Source organism: Methylopila sp. 73B, assembly GCF_000526315.1.
Lineage (GTDB): Bacteria > Pseudomonadota > Alphaproteobacteria > Rhizobiales > Methylopilaceae > Methylopila.
Window position 1 is genome coordinate 992,275 of sequence record NZ_JAFV01000001.1, and the last position, 12,800, is coordinate 1,005,074.

The following is a 12,800-nucleotide window of genomic DNA, read 5'->3' on the forward strand; positions in this document are numbered from 1 at the left end:
GCGCGACACCCGGAGAGCCGCCCCCCATGACCGACAGCCTTCCCGCCTACAAGATCGTCGGCGAGCGCCGCTTCCGCGAGACCTCCGGTCTCTACTTCGAGGATTTCGAACCGGGCGACATCTACGAGCATCGGCCCGGCCGGACCTTGCTCGACGTGGACAACGTGTGGTTCACGCTGCTGACCATGAACACGCAGCAGGTCCACTTCGACGCCGCCTACGCCGACAAGACCGAGTGGAGGAAGCTGCTGGTCGACTCCACCTTCACGCTGGCGCTGCTCACCGGCATGAGCGTGCGCACGGTGAGCGCGAAGGTGGTCGCCAATCTCGGCTGGGACAAGGTCAAGGCGACGGCGCCGGTGTTCGCCGGCGACACGCTCTACGCCGAAAGCACGGTGCTCTCAAAACGCGAATCCAAAAGCCGGCCGCATCAGGGCATCGTGACGGTGCTCACCCGCGGCGTGAACCAGGACGGCGCGGAGGTGATGAGCTTCGAGCGGACCATGCTGGTCTACCGCCGCGGCCAGTCGCCGGAAGAGGCCGCGAACTACTGAAGCTTCCGCCTTGCAAGGTTGTCCGAGCTAGGGAGCTTGGATGGAGATCGATCGGGTTTCGTCAGGCGCGGCCGCGCTCAAGCAAACTTTCTTCGAGGCAGGGCGTTGGGGTGATCCGGGGGCGATCAACCGGAGACTTGCATGAGCGACCTGACGATCACCGACCTCGCGGAAAAGATGCGCGACATCGATTTCGCGATGCTCTTCACCACGACCGACAACGGCGCGCTTGCAGGCCGTCCGATGAGCAACAACCGCGACGTCGACTACGCCGGCGACTCTTTCTACTTCACCTTCGAACAGTCGCGGACGGTGTCCGACGTGGAGCGCGATCCGAAGGTCTCGCTGTCGTTCCAAGGGTCCAAAGGGCTTTTGGGCAAGCCGCCCCTCTTCGTCTCCGTGCAAGGCGTCGCCGAGCTGATCCGGGACAAGAGCGCGTTCGAAGCGCATTGGACCAAGGATCTTGATCGCTGGTTCCCGAACGGCGTCGACACGCCGGGCGTCGTCCTGATCAAGGTGCGCGCCGAGCGCATTCATTACTGGAACGGCGAAGAGGCGGGCGAAATCCGCCCCTGACGCCAGCTTCGCCCGCGCTCGCGCGGCGCACGAATTGAAGGAGCGTCGACCCCTTGGGACCGACGCTCCTCGCCGCGCCTTAGCTTGCCCGCCGGACCTCGTCACGGGTCGGCAGCCGCCAGTTGGGGCGGATATAGTGGCAGGTGTAGCCGTTGGGGAAACGCTCGAGATAGTCCTGGTGCTCGGGTTCGGCCTCCCAGAACGGGCCGGCCGCCGCGACCTCGGTGACGACTTTCCCCGGCCAGAGCCCGGACGCGTTGACGTCGGCGATCGTCTCCTCAGCGATCTCGCGTTGGACGTCGTCCACATAGAAGATCGCCGACCGGTAGCCGAGGCCGCGGTCGTTGCCCTGGCGGTTCAGGGTCGTGGGGTCGTGGATCTGGAAGAAGAATTCGAGCATCCGCCGGAAGCTCGTGATCTCGGGGTCGAAGGTGATCTCGATCGCTTCGGCGTGGGTGCCGTGGTGGCGATAGGTGGCGTTCGGCACGTCGCCGCCGCTGTAGCCCACCCGGGTCGAGACCACGCCGGGCTGTTTCCGGATCAGGTCCTGCATGCCCCAGAAGCACCCGCCGGCCAGAACCGCGCGTTCGGTGGTCGTGCTCATCGCCGTCTCCTTCGATTGGGTCATGGGGAGAATATCGGGACGCCGAGGCGGCTTTTCAAAGCGCCGGATCAGGCGCGCGAAGGACCGGGCTTCTCCAGCATGATGCGCGAGCTCTTCTCGACGAAGTCGCGGATCGCGCCGGACATCATCGACAGCATCAGAGGCACCTCGATCTCGCCCCGGACCAGCGTGTCCTCGACCTCGATCGCGACGCCAACGGACTGCCCCATGGCGGAAATCTGAAGCGCGAGCCTGTCGTCAGCCGTCCAGGAGGACGCGACCATCCCGCCGCCGGGGATGTGCCGCTCCAATGCCGGGAGGCCGTTCTCGATCCGGCGTTTGGCTTCAGTCCGGCCGAGCTTGTGGGGGATCTCGAATTTCAATGCGCAGCTCCCGTCCGTTGAAGGGCGCTGCCTATCATATCTCGCGCGCGCCGGAATGAACGCGTTGCGGCGCTCCTGCGCTCCGTCTTCCCCAATAGGCAAGGACCGATCGTTTCCGGCAACCGTAAGCCGGACGGCCGACGCGACGTCGGTCCTAAGTCGGCGCGCCGTTGTTGCGGGTGATCTGCACCTTGGGCCGACCGTCCACGCCGCCGAAGCTGCGGTAGACATAGTCAGTCTTGCCCGAGTCCGCCGCCTTCAGCGCAAGCGAGGTGATCTTTGCGTGGAACGGCGACAGCGAGCAGGCCGGGTCGGCGTTCGCCGGATCGCCGGTGATCGCCAGCGCCTGGCAGCGGCAGCCGCCGAAGTCGATTTCCTTGCGCGGGCAGGAGGTGCAGGGCTCCTTCATCCAGCTCGTGCCGCGGTAGGCCTCGAACGCGGAGCCGTGCTCCCAGATCTCCGAGAGGCTCCTCTCGGTGACGTAGTCGAACACGAGGTGCGGGATGGTCTCGGCCGCGTGGCAGGGCAGCACCTTGCCCTGCGGCGTGACGTTGAGCGACTGCTTGCCCCAACCGCCGACGCAGGGCTTCGGCAGCCGCGCGTAATAGTCCGGCACCACGGCGTCGATGACGAGCTTGCCCTGAAGCTCCTCCCGAAGCCGCTCGACGGTGGCGGCGGCCGCCATCACCTGCTCACGCGTCGGCATCAGCATGTTCCGGTTCTCGAGCGCCCAGCCGTAATACTGCGAGTGGGCGATCTCGACCCGCCGGGCGCCGAACTCCAGCGCCATGTGCACCAGCGCCTCGATGTTCTCGATGTTGGCGCGGTGGATAACGGCGTTGATGGTCAGCGGCAGGCCAAGCTCGAGCACCTGGCCTGCGAGAATGCGCTTCTTCTCATGCGCGCCCTTGAGGCCCGCGATGCGGTCGGCGTTGTCGGGCAGCGCGTCCTGGATCGACAGCTGGACATGGTCGAGGCCCGCGTCCGCAAGCTCCTTGAGCTTGTCGTAGGTGACGCCAATCCCTGAGGTGATCAGGTTGGTGTAGAGCCCAACCTTCACCGCATGGGCCGTCAGCTCCACGATGTCCTTGCGCGCCGTCGGCTCGCCGCCGGAGAGATGCAGGTGGAGCACGCCCATGGCGGCGGCTTCGGAAAACACCCGCTTCCAGGTTTCGGTGTCGAGCTCCAGCGAGCGCTTCTCGAGGTCCACGGGGTTGGAGCAGTAGGGGCAGGACAAGGGACAGCGGTGCGTGAGCTCCGCCAGCATGCCCAGCGGCGCCGGCGGCGGCACGCGGGTCGCCGTGGACGGGTTCGGAACGGTCATGTCGTTCATTGCGCGTTCCTTTCGTTCGCGCCGAGACCGCGTCTCAGGGCGCCGCCCGGCAAAGCGCGTCTTGCGGGAAAGCGCTTCGGGCATGACGGCGCGACCCGTCGCCGTTGCCGTCGCCCTCAGTCCACATCCAGCACGCGCTTGGCCTGAAGATCGGCCAGCATCTTCTTCACGTCAGCCTCGATCGTCTCGCGCGGAGCCGCGTAGGCGGTCGCGAGATCGTCGACGATCGCAGTCACGGTCCGGACGCCGTCGCAGCGCTCCAGCACGGCGACCGCGATCGGGTCGGGCTTCAGCACGCGCTCGGGCGCGAGCAGGAGCCATTCGTTGCGCACCTCGTCGCGGCGAAGACGCACGCCGCGCGGAAGTTTCGGGACCGCGTCCGAGGAGACCTCGATCATTCCGCGGCCTGGCGGGCGTCGCCGCGCTCGGCCTGGAACGCGTCCGGCCAAGGCTTGGCGTAAATGTAGCCGTGCTCCAGCGCGTCGAGCATGCTCCAAAGCATCGAGCACTTGAACTCCAGGGCCGCAATCGCCGCGTCCTGCTGCTCGCGGGTCTTGGCGTGCTCGAACACGTAGGCGAGGGCGAAATCGCTGTCGCGCTTGGCCTGCACCGGACGCTTGTTGAAGTAAGCGAGCGTCTCGGGCGTCACGTAGTCGTAGTGCGCCAGCATGCCCTCCGACCGCACCTTGATGACGGACGGCGAGAACAGCTCGGTCAGCGACGAGGCGATCGCCTCCAGCAACGATCGGTCGCGGCAGAACGAGATGTAGGCCGTCACCGCGAACTTGGTAGCGGGGAGGGCGAGCCGGCCCGACATGACGGTCTCGCGGTCGAGGCCGAGGTCGTCGGTTAGCTTCAGCCACTTGGCGATGCCGCCCTCGCCCTCGCGCTCGCCGTCATGATCAATGATGCGCTGACGCCACTCGCGCCGCATGCCAGCGTCCTCCAGCCGCGCGAGGATCTGCGAGTCCTTCTGCGGAATGCAGGCCTGATAGAGGTAGCGGTTGAGCGCCCAGGCCTCGACCTCGGTGCGGGTGCACTGGCCCGACTGCAGGCGGATCTGGAACGGATGCCGGCTGTGGTACCGCCGGGCGCCGACGTCGCGAAGACGCGCCTCCAGTTTGGCGTGGGAGAGCAGGTCTGGCATCGCGAAGTCCTCCGCAGATCTCAAGCCGCGGTTGTCCCGCGGTCGTCGAACGTCCGTTCCAAGGCGAGGCCGCCTAGCGCGACCTCCAGCCCGTCTTCCGACACCCGCCATCCGGCCGCCTCGACGGCCGCGCGTTCGGCCGAGCCCTCGACGAGGATACGGTTGGTGTTGTTGATGTGAATGTAGATCTTCTGACCCACCTGCGCACCGTCGAAGGCGTGAAGCGATCCGCCTTCGCCCGAGATGGGCACGTGGCCCATGCGGCGTCCGGTCTTCACGCCGACTCCCGCCTGGCGCATTTCGTCGTCTTCGAACACAGTGCCGTCGAACAGCAGCGCGTCCGCGCCGTCGACGCGGGCGAGCACGCCGGCGTCAACCGTCGCGCATCCCGGTATGTACACCAGCGTCACCCCGTCGCGCGTGATCCCCACCCCGACCGTGTCGCCGCCGGCGTCGCCGATGGTGAGATTCTCGGTCTCGAGATAGAGCGGCACCTTGCCCGGGACGCCGAAGAACTCGATCGTCGAGTCGTCGATGCGGAACGGCTGGTTTAGCGCCACGACCTCTCGCGCCACCATGTCCTTCGCCAGCACCCCGAAAATCGGGTTGGCGTCGAGAATACCGGAGATTTGCGAGGTTGCGTAGACGGTTAGCGGCGAACGCTCGCGCAGCGTGATAAGGCCGTCGACATGGTCGACGTCGCCGTTGGTCAGCACCACAGAGCGAATTGGAGTCTCGCGCAGACCCGTGGGCTGCAGCAGAGGGGTCGCCAGGATCTGGGAGCGCAAGTCGGGCGACGCGTTGAACAGCGTCCAGCGCCCTTCACCGGTCTCGACCGCAATCGACGACTGGGTCCGGCGCTTCACGCGTGGATCGTTCTTCCACGCGAGATCGCACACCGGACAGCGGCAATTCCACTGAGGAAAGCCGCCGCCGGCGGCAGAACCGAGAACGACAAGGCGCAACGCCATGATGTTAATCCGCCGCTGCGCCTGTCATCCTCACTACATTCCAACTAAGCTCAGAGCTCAGCCGGGCTGTAGGACGTGACTTCGAGGCCCACCGGGGTCTCAGAGACGATCGGAGCGGTCCAAATGGCCATGTTAACCTCCTTCGGGGTTTCCTAAGACTTCCGCGCCGACGGATAAGATCCGGTTCGATTTGGCGCACGATGGAATATAGCTTCGGCGCCCATCCGCCGCCATAGAACGCCGCCTTAAATCTTGGTAATGCGGGCGTGGTTTTCTCAAGAACCTCTTAGGTTTGCAACTGTCCGCGCGGTCCGCGGCGGCGCCGTATCGCCGCAATCGCGACGCGCTCTTGGGCGGCTTCGTTTTCCGGCGATCGGCGACGCGCCGGCGGGTATTCAAGCTCGTTAGACGTTCGTCTCAGGCGGGGTGGGCGACAGCGAGCGGTTGCAGGCCACGGGTTGGGCGACCGTTCGCTTGACGCCTCGCGCGGGGTTCACCATTGTCCCGCGCCATGAAAGCCAAGCCGTCGACCCGCATCAACCGGATCGTCATTATCTGCGGTTAGCTGAAAAGCGGGCCGCGGCGGTTTTTTCTTGATCTTTGGATGAGAGAAGAACGACCTCCCGGCCGATGAGGAGGACGGCGCTTGTCTGCGCTCAAGATCTACAACTCGCTGACCCGCACGAAGGACGACTTCGCGCCGATCGATCCCGCGAACGTGCGGATGTATGTCTGCGGCCCGACGGTCTACGACCGCGCCCACATCGGCAACGCGCGCCCCGTCATCGTTTTCGATCTCATGTACCGGCTGCTCCGCCATCTCTACGGCGCGGAGCATGTGACCTATGTCCGCAACGTCACCGACGTGGACGACAAGATCAACACGCGCGCGGCGGAGCGCGGGATCAGCATCCGCGAGCTGACCGAAGACACCGCCCGCGGCTTCCGCGAGGACGTGGCGGAGCTCGGGACGCTGACGCCGACGCACGAACCCCGCGCGACCGAGTTCATCTGCCGCGGCGCGGACGAACTCGACATGGTCAAGCTGGTAGAGCGGCTGATCGCCCGCGGCCACGCCTATGAGGCGGACGGCCACGTGCTGTTCGATGTGGCCTCAATGCCGGCCTACGGTCGCCTTGCGCGTCGTTCGCTGGACGAGATGGAGGCCGGCGCCCGCGTCGAGGTCGCGTCCTATAAGAAAGGCCCGATGGACTTCGTGCTGTGGAAGCCCTCGAAGGCGGGCGAACCGGCGTGGGAAAGCCCGTGGGGGCAGGGCCGTCCGGGCTGGCACCTGGAGTGCTCCGCGATGTCGGCCGCGCTGCTCGGCGAGACCTTCGACATCCACGGCGGCGGCATCGACCTGATCTTCCCGCACCACGAGAACGAGATCGCCCAATCGACCTGCTGCTTCGGCGGGGACACCATGGCGAACGTCTGGATGCACAACGGCTTCCTGCAGGTGGAAGGCGAGAAGATGTCGAAGTCGCTCGGCAACTTCGTCACCATCCGCGAGGTGCTGGCCGACTGGCCGGGCGACGTCGCCCGCCTCGCCATGCTCTCCGCGCACTATCGCCAGCCGATCAACTGGACGCTCAAGGGCCTTCAGGAGGCCGAGCGGACGCTTGCGCAATGGTTCGACGCCGCGGCTGGCGAGGCTGACCCGCGGCCGGCCGAGAGCGTGGTCGAGGCTCTGTCGGACGACCTCAACACACCGAAGATGATCGCCGAGATCCATCGCCTGAAGTCCGAGGGCCGCCGCAAGCCGCTGGCCGGGACGCTGGCCTTCCTCGGCTTCCGCCCCGACGTGCTCGCTGATTGGCAGGCCGCCAAGGCGCCGGAGCTCAGCGTGCCTCAGGAGGAGATCGAGCGCCTGGTCGACGCGCGGCTCGAGGCCCGCCGCGAGCGAAACTGGGCCGCGGCCGACCGCATCCGCGACGAGCTGCTCGCCAAGGGCGTCGTGCTGAAGGACGGCGCCGGCGGCACCACCTGGGAGGTCGCGCGGTGAGCGACGCGTCGTGACCCGCGAGCGGGTCTATCTGTTCGATACGACGCTGCGCGACGGCGCGCAGACGGCGGGGGTCGACTTTACGCTCGCGGACAAGATGGCGGTGGCGACGACGCTCGACCGCCTGGGCGTCGACTATGTCGAGGGCGGCTACCCCGGCGCGAACCCCACCGACACGGCGTTCTTCTCGGAGAACCGCACCACGCGGGCGACCTTCGTCGCCTTCGGCATGACGAAGCGGGCGGGGCGGTCGGTCGAGAACGACCCCGGCCTGCAGGGCGTGCTGCAGGCGAAGGCCGCCGCCTGCTGCTTCGTGGGCAAGAGCTGGGATTTCCATGTGGTCCATGCCTTGGGGATCACGCTCGAGGAGAACATCGGGCAGATCCGCGAGACCGTCGCCGCCGCGATCGAGGCGGGGCGCGAGGCGATGATCGACTGCGAGCATTTCTTCGATGGCTACAAGGCGAACCCGGACTATGCGCTGGCCTGCGCCAAGGCGGCCTACGACGCCGGCGCGCGCTGGGTGGTGCTGTGCGACACCAACGGCGGCACGACGCCGGACGAGGTCGCGGCGATCGTGGCGAAGGCCAAGGCGGTCGTGCCAGGCGAGAACCTCGGCATCCACGCCCACGACGACATGGGCCTCGCTGTGGCGAACTCGCTCGCGGCGGTCGACGCGGGCGTGCGGCAGATCCAGGGCGCGTTGAACGGTCTGGGCGAGCGCTGCGGCAACGCCAACCTCGCGACGCTGATCCCTACGCTGAAGCTCAAGCCGGACTACGCCGAACGGTTCGAAATCGGCGTGTCGGACGAGGGTCTCGCGACGCTTACGCAGCTGTCCCGCGCCTTCGACGAGCTGCTGAACCGGCCGTCGAACCGGCACGCGCCCTACGTCGGCGCGAACGCTTTCGCGACCAAGGCGGGCATCCACGCCTCCGCGATTCTGAAAGATCCCCGCACCTACGAGCACGTCGCGCCGGAATCCGTCGGCAACCACCGGCGGCTGCTGGTGTCCGACCAGGGCGGCAAGTCGAACCTCGTGTCGGAGCTGGCGCGCATCGGGGTCGAGGTCGGCAAGGCGGACCCGCGGCTCGATCGGCTGCTCGCCGAAGTGAAGCGACGCGAGGCCGAGGGCTACGCCTACGAGGGGGCCGACGCCTCCTTCGCGCTCCTCGCCAACCGCGCGCTCGGCCGCGTGCCCGACTTCTTCACGATCGAGAGCTTCCGCGTGATGGTGGAGCGCCGTCACAACGCGCTGGGCGAACTCGTCACCATGTCCGAGGCGGTGGTGAAGCTGACGGTCGACGGCGAGACGCTGATCACGGCCGCCGAGGGCAACGGTCCGATAAACGCGCTCGACGTGGCGCTCCGCAAGGATCTCGGTCGCTACCAGCCCTACATCGCCGACCTTAGGCTCACGGACTACAAGGTCCGCATCCTGAACGGCGGCACCGAAGCCGTGACCCGCGTCCTGATAGAGTCGACCGACGGCGGCGGCGTCGTTTGGACCACGGTCGGCGTGTCCCCCAACATCATCGACGCCTCGTTCGAGGCGCTGGTCGACAGCCTGACCTACAAGCTGTTGAAGGCGGGCGCGCCCGCGCCGTAAGGCGCGATCCGCCGGATCGCCTTTGCCGACCGCTGTCGTTTGACAACGCCACGCTCGCCGAGCCCCGTCGAAAACGAACGGACGGCGGCGAGAGCGCAGCGCTGCAAGCCGGCCCCGGTTAGCCCTCGTAGCCCGCGGCTTTCAGCGGCTCGGAGGAAAATTGGCGACGGTGCAGGATGACGGTGACGAGCGTCGTCGTCACGAGCAGCGCCCAAGGGCTGACGAACCAGCCGATGTAGGCCAGCGAGAAGAACAGACCGCGCAGGCCTCGGTTGAAGTGGCGTCCGGCTTCGATGTTCATCCGTGCGGCGCGCTCGAGCGCGACGGCCATTTCGGGCGTATCGATCTCATCGTGCGGCGGGGCGCAGACCACGAGGATTGAGCCGTAGTTGAACAGCCGGTAGGCCCAGACGAACTTGAAGAAAGCGTAGACGAGGATGGCGGCGAGGCCGAGGATCTTCGCGTCGTAGACCTCGCGCGTGGTCACGAGGCCGAAGGGCAGGGCGGCGAACACCTCGACCGCCTCGCTGCTTGCGCCGAGAGCCGCCAGCGCGCCGCCGATCGCGATCAACGAGGTCGAGGCGAAGAACGCCGAGCCGTTCTGGAGCCCCTGCATCGTGATCGAATCGGGCATGCGGTTCTCGCGCGCCGCCATCCGCCGCATCCAGTCCCTGCGCCGTTCGGCCATCACGGAGTTCAGGCTGCGCCCCGACCGCTCCGACCAAGTGTAGTGGCCGAACCAGACGATGAGGAAATAGATCACGGCGACGATGTCGAGCGGCGAGCCGGTCAAGGTCATGGCCGGGAGTTTAAACGCGGCGCCCGGCGGGTGCGCAATGGCGCCCGGTTCACAGCAGGCCGAGGGAGCGGAGCTCGGCCACGAGGTGCGGAGGGAGGCCAGGCGCGGCGGCTTCGTCCGTCGCGACGTCCTTCGGCGCATCGGCGTCCGGCAGGTAGCGCCACCCCTGAAACGGACGCCGCGGCGCGGGACGCGTGGCGATCAGCTCCGGCGACAGCACCAGGTCGCACCGTTCGATCCCGTCGGCGCCTTTGGAGGAGCGAAGGTCGACGAGTGGCTGCCGGACAAGGATGACGCCTTTGATAACCCAGAAGAGCGAGCCGCCGTCGAGCAGTTCGGCGGCGCGCTTCGGCGCCATCCGGGTGGTGTGGATCTGCTCTTCGGGCAGTCCGCGCCGCCGCTTTTCGGCCATGCGCTCCACGATCCACGACCGCAGATCCTCGACCGAATCGCAGCCGACGCAGAGTTTCTGGAGGTGGAGCGGCATCAGGTTCTCACGGGCGGCGACGTCGCCACCTTAGCCCTCCACGCCCCTGCGCGAAGCGCCGAGTTAGACGCGTCCACAACAGAGCAGGGATGGCCGCGCTCAGATGCCTGGAGCGCGCTGCCAGCCGGACACGTCGAGCTTGTTTCGCAGGCCCTTGCAGGGCTGCACCGTGACGCCGGGCACCACCGGCACGCGGCGCCGGTTCGCCTCCGACAGGCCGCGCATCGTCTCCGCGCAGGCGATGATCGTGAGGCCCGGGGCTTTCAGCCGCCCGATGTCGCGCTGGACGGTGGTCGTGCCGGGGATCACGGAGATGACGCCCCGGTTCGCGAGGATCAGGTTGAACTTCCGGCCGCGTCCGCTTCTGACGAAATCCGAGCCGGCCCGCAGCGCGCGCTGGAACGCCGCGGGATCGTGGTTCTCGATGGTCGCGTACTGCTCGTCGCCCGGCGCAGCGGAAGCAGGCGCGGCGAAGCCGAGCAGCAGCGCCGCCGCGACGAGACCCGCGGGGGACAGGAAATGCAAAACTCGCATGGGCGTCCTCCGGACGAAGGGGGCGATCTGCGTCGCACTCCCGATCATTCCTCGTTCGAGAGCAGGCCCCTGAAGACATGCTCCAGGAAGTTGCGCTCCTGTCCGGCGGTCGGCGTGACTTCGCCGATGAAGTCGAACAGGCGTCCGTCCTTCAGGCCGAAATTGGCGATTCGCTGAACGCGGCGATTTTGGTCGAAGTAGACCGCGACCACGCGTTGATCGGTGATCGTCGGGTTCATGAAGGCGACAGAGCGCTTGGTCGTCTGGGAGATGTAGTAATAGACCTCGCCCTTCAGGGTGGCCGTCGTCGACGGCGTCCCGAGCACCACGAGCACCTGCTCCTGGCTCGAGCCTACGGGCACCTGCTGCAGCGAACTCTCGGAGAGGACGTAACCCTTCTGCTGCGTCTCGGCGCAGCCGGCGAGCGCGACTGAGGCCAGTCCGAGAGCGAGCGTCGCCGCGGCGGCGCGCCCAGCGGCGGTCGTCTTCCCAAGCGAGATCGGCATGTCCTGGACTTCCTCCCGAAACGCGGCACGCGAAGCTCATGGCGGGTCGACGCGTCCGTCGCCGGACTTGTGCCTCCGCCGCACTTGGCGTAACCCGCGGAACGGCCCAGTTCAACAGGCGAAAGCGGCTGCGGTTCGCAGGCGCGCGGCAGTTCGAAGGCGACGACGGGCGATGGTGTTTGGTCTGTTCCAGCGGCGCGACGCGCCGACGCCGTCCGCGACCGAGCGCGTCTACGGCTTGATTGTCGCCCGGGCGCGCGCGCCGTTCTTCTATCGAGAGCTCGGCGTGCCCGACACGGTGATGGGCCGCTACGAGATGATCGTGTTGCACGCCTTCTTGTATTTTCACCGGCTTAAGGTCGCCGAGCCCGCGGCGAAGGACGCGGCGCAGGAGGTTTTCGACCTGATGTTCGCGGAGACGGACTCCGCGCTTCGCGAGATTGGCGTCGGCGACCTGACGGTCCCCAAGCGGATCAAAAGCATGGCCGGCGTGTTCTATGCGCGCGCTGCCGCCTATGAAGCGGCCCTGACGTCAGCCGATGACGCGGAGCTGATTGCGGCGCTCGCGGCAGGGCCGTTCGAAGGCGCTGACGCGACGGGCGCGCGGCCGCTCGCGCGCTACCTTCGTGCGTCGGTGGATGCGCTCGCCACGCAATCTGTTCTCGCGCTTGTTCAAACCGGACCCACGTTCCCCCAGGCGGAGGCCTCAACTTGACCGCATCGCCCTTGTCCCGCCAGATCGCCGTGGTCGACGTCGGCCCGAACGGCCTGACCATGGACATCGTCGCCGACGAGGCCGAGCGGGCCGCTTTGGCGCAGGCCAACGAGGCGGTCGCGGTCGAAGAGCTGCGGGCCGGCGTCACGGTGCGGCCTTTCGGCAAGGACGGCGTCGCCGTCGCGGGGCGCGTCGACGCCAAGGTCCAGCGCATCTGCGTCGTGACGCTCGAGCCGTTCGTCGAGATCGTCAGCGAGCCGATCGACATCCGTTTCGCCCCGGCGGCCGAGGTCGCCGCGGTCGAGGACGGCGGCGAGATCGAACTTGGGCCGAACGATCCGCCGGACCCCTTCGTGGGCGGCGTGATCGACGTGGGCGCCGTCGTGTCCGAGTTCCTGACGCTCGGCCTCGATCCTTATCCGCGCAAGCCCGGCGCGACCTTCGAGCAGCCCTCGGGCCTGGATGGCGAAGGATCGCCGTTCGCCGAACTCCGCAAGCTCAAGCGGCCCGATGACGGCGGCTAAGCGCAACGTCCGCCGAGGGTTGCCACCCCGTCGCCAACCGTTATGGTCCGCGC

The 12,800-nt window shown here is 67.2% G+C and carries 16 protein-coding genes; 6 read left to right on the forward strand and 10 right to left on the reverse strand.

Annotated features, from left to right (window positions below; translation table 11 throughout):
• The first annotated feature begins 26 nt into the window (after positions 1-26).
• Both ripB and K244_RS0104830 read left to right on the forward strand, forming a co-directional pair.
• Positions 27-554 carry a (R)-specific enoyl-CoA hydratase RipB/Ich gene (gene ripB / locus K244_RS0104825; protein ID WP_020185119.1) on the forward strand — a complete coding sequence of 176 codons (528 nt, stop codon included), beginning with the start codon at positions 27-29 and terminating at the stop codon, positions 552-554.
• Between the two features lie 141 nt (positions 555-695).
• The gene (locus K244_RS0104830) at positions 696-1,130 is read left to right on the forward strand and encodes a pyridoxamine 5'-phosphate oxidase family protein (protein WP_020185120.1); all 435 of its coding nucleotides are present in this window, start codon (positions 696-698) and stop codon (positions 1,128-1,130) included.
• Positions 1,131-1,209: 79 nt separating this feature from the next.
• Here the strand turns inward: K244_RS0104830 and msrA are convergent, their stop codons facing one another.
• The 6 genes from msrA to pqqB all read right to left on the reverse strand — a co-directional run bounded on the left by msrA (position 1,210) and on the right by pqqB (position 5,562).
• Positions 1,210-1,734: a peptide-methionine (S)-S-oxide reductase MsrA gene (msrA, locus tag K244_RS0104835; protein WP_024816316.1), complete on the reverse strand. Its 525-nt coding sequence runs from the start codon at positions 1,732-1,734 to the stop codon at positions 1,210-1,212.
• A 68-nt stretch (positions 1,735-1,802) separates the two neighbouring features.
• Positions 1,803-2,117, reverse strand: a complete 315-nt coding sequence (locus K244_RS23860) for a polyhydroxyalkanoic acid system family protein (RefSeq protein WP_020185122.1) — start codon at positions 2,115-2,117, stop codon at positions 1,803-1,805.
• Between the two features lie 154 nt (positions 2,118-2,271).
• Positions 2,272-3,441: a pyrroloquinoline quinone biosynthesis protein PqqE gene (gene pqqE, locus K244_RS0104845; RefSeq protein ID WP_024816317.1), complete on the reverse strand. Its 1,170-nt coding sequence runs from the start codon at positions 3,439-3,441 to the stop codon at positions 2,272-2,274.
• A 125-nt stretch (positions 3,442-3,566) separates the two neighbouring features.
• Positions 3,567-3,848, reverse strand: coding sequence for a pyrroloquinoline quinone biosynthesis peptide chaperone PqqD (gene pqqD, locus K244_RS0104850; RefSeq protein WP_020185124.1), 282 nt, complete (start codon positions 3,846-3,848; stop codon positions 3,567-3,569).
• Positions 3,845-4,597 carry a pyrroloquinoline-quinone synthase PqqC gene (pqqC, locus tag K244_RS0104855; protein ID WP_020185125.1) on the reverse strand — a complete coding sequence of 251 codons (753 nt, stop codon included), beginning with the start codon at positions 4,595-4,597 and terminating at the stop codon, positions 3,845-3,847. The genes pqqD and pqqC overlap by 4 nt, the downstream gene beginning before the upstream one ends.
• 20 nt (positions 4,598-4,617) lie before the next feature.
• On the reverse strand, positions 4,618-5,562 hold the full coding sequence (pqqB, locus tag K244_RS0104860; protein WP_024816318.1) for a pyrroloquinoline quinone biosynthesis protein PqqB: 945 nt from the start codon (positions 5,560-5,562) through the stop codon (positions 4,618-4,620).
• A gap of 652 nt (positions 5,563-6,214) precedes the next feature.
• Here pqqB and cysS point away from each other — a divergent pair.
• Both cysS and cimA read left to right on the forward strand, forming a co-directional pair.
• Positions 6,215-7,573 carry a cysteine--tRNA ligase gene (gene cysS, locus K244_RS0104870; protein ID WP_020185127.1) on the forward strand — a complete coding sequence of 453 codons (1,359 nt, stop codon included), beginning with the start codon at positions 6,215-6,217 and terminating at the stop codon, positions 7,571-7,573.
• 10 nt (positions 7,574-7,583) lie between these two features.
• Entirely contained in the window at positions 7,584-9,182 is a 1,599-nt protein-coding gene (cimA, locus tag K244_RS0104875) for a citramalate synthase (protein ID WP_020185128.1), read from the forward strand.
• Between the two features lie 118 nt (positions 9,183-9,300).
• On the opposite strand, the gene K244_RS0104880 is transcribed toward cimA, so the two are convergent.
• The 4 genes from K244_RS0104880 to bamE form a co-directional block, all read right to left on the reverse strand.
• The gene (locus K244_RS0104880; protein ID WP_020185129.1) at positions 9,301-9,981 is read right to left on the reverse strand and encodes a DUF599 family protein; all 681 of its coding nucleotides are present in this window, start codon (positions 9,979-9,981) and stop codon (positions 9,301-9,303) included.
• 49 nt (positions 9,982-10,030) lie between these two features.
• Positions 10,031-10,468, reverse strand: coding sequence for a DUF1489 domain-containing protein (locus K244_RS0104885; protein ID WP_020185130.1), 438 nt, complete (start codon positions 10,466-10,468; stop codon positions 10,031-10,033).
• A gap of 99 nt (positions 10,469-10,567) precedes the next feature.
• Entirely contained in the window at positions 10,568-11,002 is a 435-nt protein-coding gene (locus tag K244_RS0104890; protein WP_245259736.1) for a hypothetical protein, read from the reverse strand.
• 44 nt (positions 11,003-11,046) lie between these two features.
• Positions 11,047-11,508, reverse strand: a complete 462-nt coding sequence (gene bamE, locus K244_RS0104895) for an outer membrane protein assembly factor BamE (RefSeq protein WP_020185132.1) — start codon at positions 11,506-11,508, stop codon at positions 11,047-11,049.
• Between bamE and K244_RS0104900 the strand changes: the two genes are divergently transcribed.
• Complete coding sequence (locus tag K244_RS0104900; protein ID WP_081761429.1) at positions 11,507-12,223, forward strand: ubiquinol-cytochrome C chaperone family protein; 717 nt, start codon at positions 11,507-11,509, stop codon at positions 12,221-12,223. The genes bamE and K244_RS0104900 overlap by 2 nt on opposite strands.
• On the forward strand, positions 12,220-12,747 hold the full coding sequence (locus K244_RS0104905) for a DUF177 domain-containing protein (protein WP_024816319.1): 528 nt from the start codon (positions 12,220-12,222) through the stop codon (positions 12,745-12,747). Before K244_RS0104900 ends, K244_RS0104905 begins: the two co-directional genes overlap by 4 nt.
• Positions 12,748-12,800 lie beyond the last annotated feature (53 nt).

Excerpts from the sequence above, each read along its gene's own strand:
- ripB (WP_020185119.1), top strand. The coding sequence starts at position 27 with ATGACCGACAGCCTTCCCGCCTACAAGATCGTCGGCGAGCGCCGCTTC.
- K244_RS0104830 (WP_020185120.1), top strand. The coding sequence starts at position 696 with ATGAGCGACCTGACGATCACCGACCTCGCGGAAAAGATGCGCGACATC.
- msrA (WP_024816316.1), bottom strand. The coding sequence starts at position 1,734 with ATGAGCACGACCACCGAACGCGCGGTTCTGGCCGGCGGGTGCTTCTGG.
- pqqE (WP_024816317.1), bottom strand. The coding sequence starts at position 3,441 with ATGACCGTTCCGAACCCGTCCACGGCGACCCGCGTGCCGCCGCCGGCG.
- pqqD (WP_020185124.1), bottom strand. The coding sequence starts at position 3,848 with ATGATCGAGGTCTCCTCGGACGCGGTCCCGAAACTTCCGCGCGGCGTG.
- pqqC (WP_020185125.1), bottom strand. The coding sequence starts at position 4,597 with ATGCCAGACCTGCTCTCCCACGCCAAACTGGAGGCGCGTCTTCGCGAC.
- K244_RS0104880 (WP_020185129.1), bottom strand. The coding sequence starts at position 9,981 with ATGACCTTGACCGGCTCGCCGCTCGACATCGTCGCCGTGATCTATTTC.
- K244_RS0104885 (WP_020185130.1), bottom strand. The coding sequence starts at position 10,468 with ATGCCGCTCCACCTCCAGAAACTCTGCGTCGGCTGCGATTCGGTCGAG.
- K244_RS0104890 (WP_245259736.1), bottom strand. The coding sequence starts at position 11,002 with ATGCGAGTTTTGCATTTCCTGTCCCCCGCGGGTCTCGTCGCGGCGGCG.
- K244_RS0104900 (WP_081761429.1), top strand. The coding sequence starts at position 11,507 with ATGTCCTGGACTTCCTCCCGAAACGCGGCACGCGAAGCTCATGGCGGG.
- bamE (WP_020185132.1), bottom strand. The coding sequence starts at position 11,508 with ATGCCGATCTCGCTTGGGAAGACGACCGCCGCTGGGCGCGCCGCCGCG.